This window comes from Paenibacillus sp. TSM33 (genome assembly GCF_056099025.1).
In genome coordinates this window covers 1-13,165 of record NZ_JBLZXB010000006.1, presented here as the reverse complement: position 1 = coordinate 13,165, position 13,165 = coordinate 1, and the positions used below count along the sequence as shown (strand labels likewise).

10 protein-coding genes and 1 pseudogene are annotated in these 13,165 nt (G+C 47.7%); 6 read left to right on the top strand and 5 right to left on the bottom strand.

Going from position 1 to position 13,165, the window contains the following annotated elements; genetic code table 11:
• Positions 1 to 44: 44 nt before the first annotated feature.
• The 4 genes from ACN6NF_RS01875 to ACN6NF_RS01860 form a co-directional block, all read right to left on the bottom strand.
• Positions 45 to 2,501, bottom strand: coding sequence for a heavy metal translocating P-type ATPase (locus ACN6NF_RS01875; protein WP_474314633.1), 2,457 nt, complete (start codon positions 2,499 to 2,501; stop codon positions 45 to 47).
• A 114-nt stretch (positions 2,502 to 2,615) separates the two neighbouring features.
• On the bottom strand, positions 2,616 to 2,816 hold the full coding sequence (locus tag ACN6NF_RS01870; RefSeq protein ID WP_017427195.1) for a copper ion binding protein: 201 nt from the start codon (positions 2,814 to 2,816) through the stop codon (positions 2,616 to 2,618).
• A 55-nt stretch (positions 2,817 to 2,871) separates the two neighbouring features.
• On the bottom strand, positions 2,872 to 3,222 hold the full coding sequence (locus ACN6NF_RS01865; RefSeq protein ID WP_063212350.1) for a metal-sensitive transcriptional regulator: 351 nt from the start codon (positions 3,220 to 3,222) through the stop codon (positions 2,872 to 2,874).
• A 121-nt stretch (positions 3,223 to 3,343) separates the two neighbouring features.
• Entirely contained in the window at positions 3,344 to 4,564 is a 1,221-nt protein-coding gene (locus ACN6NF_RS01860) for a multidrug effflux MFS transporter (protein WP_474314630.1), read from the bottom strand.
• 202 nt (positions 4,565 to 4,766) lie between these two features.
• Between ACN6NF_RS01860 and ACN6NF_RS01855 the strand changes: the two genes are divergently transcribed.
• The 5 genes from ACN6NF_RS01855 (at position 4,767) to ACN6NF_RS01835 (ending at position 11,739) form a co-directional block, all read left to right on the top strand.
• Entirely contained in the window at positions 4,767 to 5,360 is a 594-nt protein-coding gene (locus ACN6NF_RS01855; RefSeq protein ID WP_474314629.1) for a DUF5317 domain-containing protein, read from the top strand.
• 282 nt (positions 5,361 to 5,642) lie between these two features.
• Positions 5,643 to 7,493 carry a bifunctional diguanylate cyclase/phosphohydrolase gene (locus ACN6NF_RS01850; RefSeq protein ID WP_474314627.1) on the top strand — a complete coding sequence of 617 codons (1,851 nt, stop codon included), beginning with the start codon at positions 5,643 to 5,645 and terminating at the stop codon, positions 7,491 to 7,493.
• Positions 7,494 to 7,748: 255 nt separating this feature from the next.
• Positions 7,749 to 9,467: a copper resistance CopC/CopD family protein gene (locus ACN6NF_RS01845; protein WP_474314625.1), complete on the top strand. Its 1,719-nt coding sequence runs from the start codon at positions 7,749 to 7,751 to the stop codon at positions 9,465 to 9,467.
• Positions 9,468 to 9,498: 31 nt separating this feature from the next.
• On the top strand, positions 9,499 to 10,248 hold the full coding sequence (locus tag ACN6NF_RS01840; RefSeq protein ID WP_474314623.1) for a YcnI family copper-binding membrane protein: 750 nt from the start codon (positions 9,499 to 9,501) through the stop codon (positions 10,246 to 10,248).
• A 243-nt stretch (positions 10,249 to 10,491) separates the two neighbouring features.
• Positions 10,492 to 11,739: a stalk domain-containing protein gene (locus ACN6NF_RS01835; protein ID WP_474314620.1), complete on the top strand. Its 1,248-nt coding sequence runs from the start codon at positions 10,492 to 10,494 to the stop codon at positions 11,737 to 11,739.
• A gap of 98 nt (positions 11,740 to 11,837) precedes the next feature.
• Here ACN6NF_RS01835 and ACN6NF_RS01830 read toward each other — a convergent pair.
• Positions 11,838 to 12,221 (bottom strand): annotated as a pseudogene (locus ACN6NF_RS01830) (winged helix-turn-helix transcriptional regulator).
• A gap of 187 nt (positions 12,222 to 12,408) precedes the next feature.
• Here ACN6NF_RS01830 and ACN6NF_RS01825 point away from each other — a divergent pair.
• Positions 12,409 to 13,083 (top strand): NAD(P)H-dependent oxidoreductase, encoded by a 675-nt coding sequence (locus ACN6NF_RS01825; RefSeq protein ID WP_025679609.1) that lies wholly within the window; start codon positions 12,409 to 12,411, stop codon positions 13,081 to 13,083.
• The last annotated feature ends 82 nt before the right edge of the window (positions 13,084 to 13,165 follow it).

The following is a 13,165-nucleotide window of genomic DNA, read 5'->3' as shown; positions in this document are numbered from 1 at the left end:
TACAAATGCCAAGCAGCATGCGTCTGCCTAATACATCAATACATTTACAGCTTTACCCGCTGGAGACGCAGCGCATTCAGTACGACCGAAACAGAGCTGAATGCCATGGCCGCTCCCGCCAACCATGGAGCAAGAAAGCCCAAAGCAGCAATCGGAATGCCGATTACGTTATAACCGAGCGCCCAAAACAGATTTTGCCGTATGTTTGTCATAGTCCGGCGGCTCATTTCGATCGCGTCCGGAATGCTATTCAGGTTACCACGCATGAGCGTAATATCGGCAGCCTCCATGGCCACATCTGTACCTGTGCCCATTGCCATCCCAATATGAGCTGTGGCCAGCGCCGGGGCATCATTAATCCCATCCCCGACCATGGCTACGATTTTGCCCTGGTCCTGAAGTCGTTTCACTTCTTCGGCCTTTCCTTCAGGCAGCACTTCCGCCAGCACCCGTTCGATTCCTGCCTCGGCGGCAACAGCCCACGCCGTCCTTTCATTGTCACCCGTAATCATAATGACTTCAATGTTCATCGCCCGCAGACGGGCGACAGCTTCTCGTGACGTTTCTTTAATTGTATCTGCCACGGCCACTAATCCGGCATAGGAACCATCCACAGCGACAAGCATCGCCGTTTTCCCTGCGCCTTCCAGTTCATTCATTTGCTGCTCGGTTGAGTCATCCATCGCGATGCCTTCCCTGCTCATTAACCGGCGTGTGCCCACCAATACCTGCTTGCCTTCCACAGAGGCCTTCACACCATAGCCCGGGATATTTTCAAAATCCGTTGCTCCCACAAGCTCAATGCCTCGATCAGCAATCCCTTTTACAATGGCTTCCGCCAGCGGATGCTCCGAGCTTTTTTCTGCCGCACCGAGCAATCGCAGCAAATCCGTTTCAGCCAGGCTGCTTGCTCCAACCATAACATCCGTCAGCTCTGGTTTGCCGTTCGTAACCGTACCTGTCTTATCCAAAATCACTGCGTTGACGGAACGAGTCATTTCCAAATGCTCGCCGCCCTTGAACAAAATACCGTATTCAGCAGCACGTCCCGATCCTGCCATAATGGACGTTGGGGTAGCCAATCCGAGCGCACAAGGACAAGCAATGACGAGAACTGCAATCATTTTCTCCAGTGATCCTGCAAAATCAGACGGTGTCACAAGGAAAAACCAGACGAGAAACGTCATCACGGCAATAGCAACTACAATGGGGACAAAGATACCCGAGATTTGATCCGCAATCCGCTGAATCGGGGCCTTGGAGTTCTGCGCATCTTCCACGACCTTAATAATACGGGCCAACGCCGTATCACCACCCACACGCTCAGCCTGGATACGAAGTACTCCGTTTTTATTGAGCGTGGCTCCTGTGACTGGGGAACCCTCTCCTTTTTCAACCGGAAGACTCTCGCCACTTAACATGGATTCATCCACTGCCGAACGTCCATCCACGACTACACCATCGACGGGAATTTTCTCCCCTGGACGCACAATAAAAATATCCTTCACACGCACTTGTTCAATCGGTATATCTAGCTCTTGTCCATCACGTACCACACGTGCCATTATCGCCTGTAGGTTCATCAAGCTCTTGATCGCCTCAGACGAACGTCCCTTGGCTACTGCTTCGAACCATTTACCGACCAGAATAAGCGTAATGAGTACCGCGCTTGTCTCGTAATACAGCTCTGGCATGGTCATGACAGGCATTCCCGCCATTCCCTCCATAATATCAGACGGACGCAGGGTAAGATACAAGCTGTAAAAATAAGCCGCAGACGTACCCAGTGCAACTAACACATCCATATTCGAACTTCCGTTGCGAAGCGCTTTGTACGCGCCCACATAAAACTGCCATCCAATGATGAACTGAATGGGTGTTGTCAGTGCAAGCTGGAACCATGGATTCAAGAACAGCTGCGGCACATAAATCCATGAGGTAAAGGAAAAATGAGCCACCATCGCCCACAATAACGGAAGCGACAGCACTGCCGATATCATCCACTTCCATTTTTTACGTTGGATATCCTTACTGCGAACATCCGCAATATTGTCCTCAGCACTCTGTGGGATCGCTCCGTAGCCTAGCTGTTCAATCTTGCTTACCAGATCACTAACCGTAGTACTCCCAGCAGCATATTCCACATGTGCTGTTTCCATCGCCAAATTTACCGTAGCACCTGTTACACCCGGTATTCGGTTTAATCCTTTTTCGATTCGAGCTGCACAGGCCGCGCAAGTCATGCCCGTCACATTCAAATTGGCTTCTTCATTCACAGTTCCAAAACCAAGAGAAGCAATTTTATCGCGGAATTCTGGGATTTCCACCTGCTTGGGATCATAAGATATGGATGCCTGCTCCAATGCCAAATTCACATTAGCTTGTGCTACGCCGTCTATTCGATTTAAACCTTTTTCAATACGGCTTGCGCAGGCGGCGCAGGACATCCCCGTAATATGAAGCGTTGTATGCTTATCACCGTCGGTCGCACGGTTTTCCATGGTAGTCCCCCTTCTACATACCCCGGTGGGGTATATTATGTTCAAAAAGAAAAAGCTCCTAATATGGAAGCTTCCCCCTCGAACGAATCTGTTCACACATACAGCATCTTAATCTTAAACAACATCATAGCCTTGGTCTTCAATGGCTGTTTTCAGAGCTTCAACACTCAGCTTGGATTCGTCATATTCTACACTTACTTGTTTCGTTTCAAGGCTAACCTTGCCGGTAGCGCCTACTTTCTCCAAAGCTCCTTCTACGGCTTTCACGCAATGATTGCAGCTCATGCCTTCTACGTTCAATGTAACTTGTGCCATTTTCGTTTCCTCCTCAAGGGTACGTCCATACCCATAATGTGTATATCTGCTACTTTTAACGGATTAACTTCTTAACCGTAACCAGCAGCTCATCAATCACTTCTTGCTCTCCTGCCTGCATGCGCTCAATGACACAGCTTTTCATATGCCCTTCCAGCAGTAGCTTGCCGACACCATTCAGGGCCGACTGAACAGCCGCAATCTGGTTCAGCACATCGTCACAGTAGGTGTCCTTTTCAATCAAGCCCTTAATCCCGCGAACCTGACCTTCAATACGGTTTAACCGGGTTACAAGGCTGTTCTTGAATTCCGCCGAATGATGACTTTTTCTAACTGTCTTTTCCCCATCTGTCCCACAATGAGTCCCGTGGACTTCCGTGTGGGAAACAGGTTGCTCCTCAGCCATACATCAGCCTCCTGTGTGGTGTAATGCACTCATGCATTTGATATACCCTCATCATAATATACCCCCACGGGGTATGTCAACATCCCTAAAAAATGTCACCATTTTGCCTTGTTTCACACTCTCAGCGCGCTTCCTTGGCAAGTACAACAAAGCTTAACAACGCACCAAGCTCAGCTATAGCAATAACAACCGCCATCGGTACAGGGGTTGTTCCACTACCCAAGCCCACCAACGGTGAAGCGATGGAGCCCAGCAATAGAGGCAGCAAGCCAAGCATGGCGGACGCACTGCCTGCGGAACGCTGCTGACTCTGCATGGCCAGCGAAGTCGTCGTTGTACTCACAATACCTACGCAGGATACGACAAAAAACATCGGAATCAATACGGCTAACAATTGGCCTCCGGTAAAAGCTACGGTAAGCAAGCTGATCCCGGCCACAGCCGCAATCACCAGACCCGACAAGAGCAACTGTCGTTCGCTAAATCGACCCACGAGTCTACCTGTCAACTGGGAAAACAGTACAATCCCCAAACCATTCACCGCAAAAATGATGCTATACGTCTGGGGGGAAACCCCGAAAATATCCTGAAGCACGAAAGGCGAGCCAGCGATGTAAGCGAACATCGCCCCTGTAATCAGCGCCTGCGAGAGAGCATAACCCATAAAGCGGCGATCTGCAAACAGATGACCGAGTGTTCCTAGCGTCTGCTTTAAGCCACCGGATGAACGGCGGTTCGTTGGCAACGTTTCTGGAAGACCCAATACGACGGCAATCAGCATGGCCACACCAACTAAACACAGCACCATGAATACACCGCGCCAGGAAACAAAATTCAAAATGACACCGCCCAGCACAGGTGCAGCAATGGGAGCCACACCATTCACCAGCATGAGCAGTGAGAAAAAGCGTGTCAGTTCTTTGCCCGAGTACAAATCACGGGCCACAGCTCTAGAAATCACGATCCCCGCCGATCCCGTAAGCCCTTGAATAAAGCGAAGCGCAATGAGGACAGCAATATTCGGCGCAAACACACATAACAGCGATGCCGCGGCGTACAGAATGAGCGAGACCACCAGCGGTCCTCTGCGCCCCCTCACATCGCTAAGCGGACCAGCAACGATCTGACCAACGGCCAGGCCCAACAGACAGGCTGTCAAACTAAGTTGTGCCAGCGAAGTAGTCGTATGCAAATTGTCGGCTAATGTAGGCAGTGACGGCAAATACATATCTATGGACAATGGCCCGAAGGCACTTAATGCACCCAAGACAAAGGCAATCCATAATATTCGTGATTTGGTCATATCTGCGGCAGCCATTACCGTATTGGATAACCGATTCATGATAATAATCATCCTTTTCACTAAAATATAAAAAACGACTTCAATATGTTATGATATCATTCATTTCGTCTGGCTTCGAATAATTACACGCTAATCCGCAATTTTTTTTCAAAACTGCTATAAATCAGGCAGGAATTTACCAATTTCAGGTCGAATTACACGGTATCCAAAACAAAAAAATTGTAGAATCTGGAGAATGATAATGGTCTATGATGGAGTGCTGCTGGGTCTCATTGTAGGTCTGTTCAGAGGAGGCTGGCGGCAAGGTCTAATCCGTTTCAGTCATATTCGCCTTATAGCCGGCTGGATGTTCCCCCTGCTGTTGCTGGTGCAATTCATTATTTTTTATGCTCAGGAAAAATGGGCTTGGCTGGCAGCCATGAACGGATATCTATTTATGGGAATCTACGTGGTCGGATTGATATTTCTCTGGTTGAATAGACACCATAAGGGATTCAAGCTTATCTTAATTGGCGTATTAATGAATTTTATCGTTATGGCAGTGAATGGCGGCAGGATGCCGGTCTCGTTGAGCGCTTCAGAGGTGTTGGGTCCCTATTATACAGATATGCTTAAATCCGGAAGTGTCATTTCAAAACATTACATGATGGATGCGAGCACGCGTTTATCATTACTTGGTGACATCATCCCCCTTTCCAAGCCCTATCCCCGCACGCAGGTGATTAGTATTGGAGATGTCGTCATGAACTTCGGGATGTTCCTGTTTATCCAAAATGTGATGGTCATGAAAAGAAATAAGGATAATCAACAAGAAACTAATCCCCACCACGCCTAGTTCAGACCTTATTCCAAGGAAGGGAGGGAACCTTATGAAAAACTTGAAATACTCCCGCGTGATTATCAATGCTATTATCGTTGCTTCTGTCGTAATCGCTTTGACTTCCGGTTACAAAATCGGGGGCTAGTCACCGATAAGAAAAAAAGGAAGCACAGGCTCAACAAAACAGGCTGGATTCCGGCCTGTTTTTTCATGTGAAATTTTCGATTACAAAATTGTAAATTATCCCATTCACCCCTGGTAGCTTTGACATCAAGATACGACAAGGCAGGAGAAGAAATGATGAGTATATTAAAAAAGCTGCAAGAACGGGTTACCACGACGGGAATATACGTGTTTTTCATATGTATGGTAGGCCTGATCGTCCTCTTGTATACGAACCATTGGTCCTTTTTGTACTATTCGACGACAGAGTGGGTCACGATCTATTCCCTGTTGGGAGCAGTTCTGATTTTGGAGCATTTTACATTTCAGTTGCCACCAGCCAGTAACAAGCAGTCCATGGATTCCTCCGTGTACCTCGCTTGTATTTTTGTGCATGGCACTGAAATTTCCATTTTGATTTTACTGTTCAATGTGATCATTGCTGCATTTCGGCATACAGAACTGTCCTGGTGGAAACATGCCGTCAATTTTTCCATTTATGCACTTTCCATTTTCCTGTCGTCAACCGTATTCGAACTAAGCGGCGGAACGCAGGGAGCCTTGAACGAGGACCATTTTCTTTCCTACCTGCTCGCATTGATCTGCTACTTTACGGTAAACACAATCACCCTGGGCATCTACTTTTATATCGCATATAAAGGGTCGTTCAATGAGCTCAAACAGGCTTTTTTGGCTGAATCCCTGCTTGTATACTTATGTACACTCATCCTGTCTCTGGTGTTGACCACGCTGATTTATTACAATGGCATTTTAGGACTTTTGCTGTTCCTGGGGCTAAGCATGCTCTTATCCCACGCGTTCAAGCAAATGTTCACGATGTATCGTGAGATTGAAGAAAAAGCCAACACGGATCGCAGAACAGGGCTGTACAATCACAGCTACTTTGAAAATACACTCGAAGCTGAACTAAATACATCCAGATCGCAGAATACTCCCCTAAGTCTGGCGCTAATTGATATTGATGATTTCAAAAAATACAATGATCATTTCGGTCATCTCAAGGGCGATCAGCTACTGGGGTTCCTCGGTGAGTTTCTTAAAAAGGAAACGTTCGGTACCCACATTACCGTATCCCGCTATGGTGGAGAAGAATTCACTCTGCTTATGCCCGATCATACCGCTGAACAAGCTTATGAAAAAGTCAATGCTATCCGCAAAAAACTGAATGATTCCCGTCACGAGGGAGTCGAAATTTTCCCACACGGTTGTCTGTCCTTCTCCGCAGGTATTGCACAAAGCCGCATTGACATCTATGACAAATCACAGCTGGTCGATCTAGCGGATAAAGCACTGTACTACGCCAAAAAACAGGGCAAAAACATCGTTCATACACACGGCAGTTTAAATGAAGTGGAACGCGAGGTCGATCTCGGTCAGGATATTCGTGATCTGGAGCAGCAACTTAATCTGTTCTTGTACAAGGATATTAACACCTTCAAGCATTCCAAACGGGTATTCAGATATGCAGCGGACATGAGCGATGTGCTTCAGCTCGGCCCAAAGGATAAGCGGCGTTTTTTACTGGGAGCCCTCATTCACGACATCGGAAAACTCGAAATTCCTTGGAATATCCTTAATAAAAAAGAGAAACTGTCTGGCGAGGAATGGCAGATGGTACAAGCTCATGTCATGTGGGGTAAACGTATTGTCGAAGCCAACGAACGATTCATAGATTTAGTTCCTTTTGTGGAGCTGCATCATGAACGTTATGACGGGGGAGGCTATCCGTTTGGCTTTAAGGGCGAGCAAATCCCAAGGCTGTGTCGGATGCTAACGATCATCGACTCTTTTGATGCGATGACAACTGAGCGTCCCTATCAACCGACCAAAACATTCGAGGAGGCCATCGAAGAATTGCGTACTTGTTCGGGCAGCCAATTCGATCCCGAACTAACGGCTATTTTTATCCAATATATTCAACATAAGCAACCTGCTTTCACGCAGTCTATAGAAGCAGACCTCTAATATTTCATACCCTATTCCTCTTTATCCCTACTGTGAACGAAATTTAGGCGATTTCATTCACAGCAGGGATTTTTCATAGGATTGGCATTTTGCATCATGCTTATTATTTCAAATTTCATATAAATGTCATAATTCGCTCCATCTATTCACGCCATATGCACTATGATTAAAATAGGAATTGGTTATGTCCGTATAAAATGCTACAAATGAGGATATCCTCGCTTCAAGTAATCGAGAGAAGGTGACTTCACAGGCATGTTGTACCTGTCCAGACCAGCCCGTGCGGCTTGTCTTTTATTGCTGTGTCTCCCTCTTCTGCTCCTGTTTCCTCACTTATCGTGGGCTCATGCATTTGTCGTTGAATCCAGTCCGACCGAAAATCAGGTTTTGGACAAGTCTCCTTCTCAGGTGACCATCACCTTCAACGAAGATTTGCAGTCTGCCTTCATGTCCATCAAAGTGACCGATGAAACAGGCAAGCGGGTCGACACAGGAAAAGCCCAGCTCAATCCAGAGCACCAATCCACCATGGAAATCCAATTGATTCCAGGGATGAAAAATGGAATTTACACCATCACTTGGAGAGCTTTGTCCGCAGATGGACATCCAGTCAATGGAGTAATTCCATTTCAAGTAGGTAGCGGTTCCAATGCGTATACCGATCAAGCTACCCCTTCTGAAAGCTCTGGGACATCACGAATCGACTTAATCGCTGTTCGTTGGCTTCTTTACATAGGGTTATCGCTGCTGTTTGGAGCGATTTGTTTCCGACTGTTCCTCTTACCGAGCATAAACCGGGACAAGAATCGTAGTGAACAGCAGATGCTTAGTCAGCGCCCCTCTGACGCATTACCCCGTTGGACTAAGCTGCTATGGAGCGGCTATGGCATAACGTCTGCTGCCATTTTAATCAGCCTACCGCTTCAGGCGTCTTGGGATGCCGGGGTTTCCATCGGGGAAGGCTTCTCACTCCCCATTCTTGGAGAAGCCCTTCAATTTACGGGAGCAGGGCAAATCTGGTTTATCCAGATGATTCTCGTGCTGCTTCTGAGCGTAACGTTAATTTATGCGATCGATCCCAGCATTTCTGATCGCCAGCGCCGTGTTTGGGGCTACAGCTCCGTTTTACTCACACTGAGCCTCATGCTGTCCAAGGCCTTTGTCGGGCATCCGGCAGCAGCCACCCATCCGGCTCCAGCCATTGTGGCAGATTTCGTCCATCTTGCAGCGTCAGCCTTTTGGATCGGATCACTTGCCGTCATGGTGGTGTGCCTGCCTGTTGCCGGATCGGAGCTGCCTGTATCCGAGCAGGCAACTCTGCGACAAACCGCCCTGCGCCGCTTCGCTGGCTGGGGCATGGCTATGGTGGCGGCGCTACTCGCCACTGGTATCTATGGAGCGGTGCTGTACATTCCGGCTCCCTCCATGCTGCTGAACACGTCTTATGGACTCGTTCTGCTTGGTAAAGCAGCGCTACTGCTAGTGATGCTGGTCTTCGCAGCCAGCCAGTTTCGCAGCGCTCGGCAAGCGGCGGCGAGCAAGCGAGCCGCCGGAGGATTGCGTGCCGAGCTGTCCGTCGGTCTGCTTGTGATGCTGTTGGCAGCGGTGCTCACTCACCTGTCACCCGGCCAGGCACCTGCTGTACCGTTTGAGGAGACTCGCACTACTGGCGAATACAGCATTACACTGACAGTCAGCCCTAATGCTGTGGGCAGCAATGAATTTAAGGTAGCCATTCAGGATAGCAAGGGTACCGCCGTTTCAGGAATCCAGCAGGTCACATTAACGCTTATCCCAGCTGATCCTGACCAAGATCAACAGGAATTTGTTCTGCCCGTGAAGCAGCAACAGCCTTTCCGCAGTCAGGAATTGATAACCTCCGAAGGAACATGGGCGGTAAAAGTACATGCTCTGACAGCATCACTCGATGCGGTTGATGCTGAATTCACTCTGCAAGTAGGCGGTAAAAAATAATTATTTTATTCTTAAAAGGAGCGAAATAAATATGAATACAACGATTCAAACAGCAAAATCCAGGTTTTCCAGGTTAGCAACTTCCATGGGTCTAATTGCGGCTGGCGCCTTGCTTTTTGCAGGTATGGCCAGTGCGCATGTGACGGTCAAGCCTTCCGTTTCACAACCTAATGCGTGGGAAACGTACACGTTGAAAGTGCCTGTGGAAAAAAACATTCCAACCACTAAAGTCGCCTTAAAAATTCCTAAAGAGGTCGTTTTCAAACAATACGAGCCTGTACCGGAATGGAAGGTAGCCACCGAAAAAGACAGCTCCGGCAAGATAACTACCGTCACCTGGACGTCCGAAAAAGACGGCATCCAAGCGGGTCAGTACCAACGCTTCAGCTTTGTCGCACAAAATGCGGACCAGAATACCGCAGCAGCCTGGGATGCCTTCCAATATTACAGTGACGGAAGTATTGTGGAATGGACAGGTGATGAAGGAAGTAACAATCCTCATTCCATTACTACAATCACGGCGGACGCCACACCGGAAGCTCCTGCTCCTGCCGCAGACAGCGGACATGATTCGGCAGGCACCGCAGAGGGTCATGCAAGCACAGATACGGCAAAAGATAGCAGCAACACCGCGCCGACCTCGGACAATGCTGCTGAGGCTGCTCCTGCTGCTTCTGCTCCAGCCAGCTCTGCTGCACAAACCACAGCACTTGTCCTCTCGATTGTCGCAGTCGTGCTTGGTGCAGCAGCAGTAGGCATTGCGCTCAAGCGCCGCAAGTAAACGGGGTTACAATAAATATAAGACTATTTTAAAAGGAAAAAGCTGACACCATTATAAAAGGTGTCAGCTTTTTTATATGAGAAATAACAATGTTTTCATATACTATTCAGCCTAAATACATCCTCAGATTTATCATCCTATCATTTCACATTCACCTATCTATCATTTTTTTGGTAAAATGATAGGAACCTCACGATTCTAACATGATAGCATTGCAATCTATTGAGCATAGGAGATCATAGGATGAAAATCGTAAATAAGGCTCTGTTATCTAGCGCTATCTTTCTGAGTACCGCAGCGGTCATCTATAGCCCTATGGCACACGCGGAGGCGGGTAAGGTCAGCATCATGCTGGACGGATATCCATTGCCATTCCCTGTACAGCCTGCCATGATGAACGGCACGACGATGGTTCCCTTTCGCGCTATTTCTGAGGCTCTAGGCATTACAGTGAAATGGGATCAAGCCAGCCAAAGCATCACCGCTACCAAAGCGCAAGGCAATGTAACCAAACAGGTGGTCCTCAAAATGGGGAGCCGCAATGCCACGGTAGACGGACAAACGGTTCAACTCACAGCCGCACCGCAAACCGTGCACGGTAGCACGATGATTCCGCTGGGCTTTTTCGGACAACAGTTTGGAGCCACAGTGAACTGGAATCAGGGAACACGGACGGTCTCTATTACATCGCCACGTGAAGCTATGTATACTGTAGGCTTCTATGCGCTGTCCTCCTTTGACCAAAAATCCAAAATACCGAATTTTAATACCGTTGCCTTCGGCTGGAGCCGAATTGATACGAACGGACAGTTCACGACGACTGGCAAAGAATATAAATGGCCTCAAGCTGCTGGAGCTGTAACGCCTGAGTCTATTCTACAAGAAGCAGATAGCCAGGGGACTTCCCCTTACCTGATGGTTTATTCTGTAGACGGTAATCATGAGCTAACCAAGGTTTTGGAAAATACGCAGCTTCAAGAACAAACCATTTCCCAAATCGTCAGCACTGCCACCGATAAGCAGTTCAAGGGGATTACGTTAGATCTTGAAGGATTAGGCTGGAGCGGTGATAAAGCTAAAGCTCGTTCTGACTACAACGCCTTTATTAAAAAGTTATCGGCCAAAGCTCATCAAGCTGGACTCAAGCTCACCGTCGTTCTGCATCCGCTGAATAGCTCTTACACTGGTTATGATTACAAAACGCTGGGTAATCTGGCGGACGACCTGATCATCATGGCCTATGATTACGGACAAAAATCTACGCCTGAGCCATTGGATAAAGTGGACGAAGCCATAAAACTGGCGTTGAAGGAAACCTCGCGGGATAAGCTCATTTTGGGAATTTCAATGGGTAGCGAAAAAGACAGCACCGTTAACGCCAAGATCGGTTTAGCCAAACGTTATGATCTCAAAGGAATTGCGATCTGGCGTCTGGGCATCATCGGAGAAACAGCCTGGGCACAGATGAACGAATCGATCGAGTTTAAATAAGTGTACATTTTGTAAAAGGTAATCCGCCCTTATTCCGCCCGCTAATGATTCTCATGCGTCTTCTATGAAATCATCGGTGGGCTTTTCTCATGTTTATTTTAGCAAAAATACTTGCCTGACTTGGAAGTTGTCGCCACAGGCTCACAACCCTGTTCTCCGTAGAAGATACCCCAGTCTCTCATAAAGTCCAGCAACGGTCTTAACGTATCTCCCAACGGGGTAAGCGAGTATTCCACACGCGGTGGATTCTCGTTATAAATTTCACGGTGCACAATGCCATCACGCTCCAATTCGCGTAACTACAAGGTTAGCATCCGCTGTGTAATATTAGGCAAGGTCCGTCGAATTTCATTATAGCGCCGCGGTCCTGTGGTCAAATGATACAAGATGACTCCCTTCCATTTGCCGCCTATAATCCCAACAGTTTTCGCTACAGGACATCCAAAATTAACGCTAACTGTATGTTCCTTCTCCTGTTCCATGTACTCCCCTTCTTTCTACAGGATGTAGACTAATAGCCTCAGACCTATGACAAGGAACAAATATGTGCGTACTTGTTCCCGCAAAAAACTTTCTATATGATGACTATATATTCGATATCAACTCTCATTATAGTAGCAGAAAACCAATGGAGTACCAACTAAACCCAAATCTAAAGGAGTACATTTCATGTCCAATACATCAGCTAAAAAACAGGAAATTTTGGATGCCTTTCTATTCAGACATGCCACGAAAGAATTCGACCCTAATCGCATCATACCGGAGGAAGATTTTCAGTTCATTCTCGAAACCGGGCGACTTTCCCCAAGCTCCGTAGGATTTGAACCGTGGCAGTTTGTGGTCGTGCAAAATCAGGCGTTGAGAGAAAAACTGGCTGCGGTTTCCAGTGGTGGTCAAAAGCAGATTCCAGCGGCCAGCCACGTCGTTCTGATTTTGGCACGTAAGGATGTTCGTTATGATTCTCCTTACGTGGAGTACATGTATAAAGAGGTGAAGGGGATGTCTGATGAAGACTTTGCCTCCCTCCCAGGCCGCTATAAGATTTTCCAAGGTGAAAACCAACGCCTGCTGGAAAACGAACGCACGTTATTCGACTGGGCCTCCAAGCAAACCTATATTGCCTTAGGCAATATGATGACAGCGGCAGCTCAGATCGGCATTGATTCCTGTCCGATTGAGGGCTTTAACTATGATCAGGTGCACGCCATTTTGGAGGAAGAAGGCCTGCTGGAGAACGGGTTACTGGATATTTCAGTCATCGCCGCCTTCGGTTATCGTGCTCATGAACCCAAGCGGGAAAAATCCAGACAACCACTGGAGAAGGTCACACGCTGGGTCCTGTAACCTGGGACTCATGCTCTTCCAAACCTAGGAGATTAAACATCTAAAAAGCGGGCTGCGGTGTGTTCATCTGAATGATGAACAC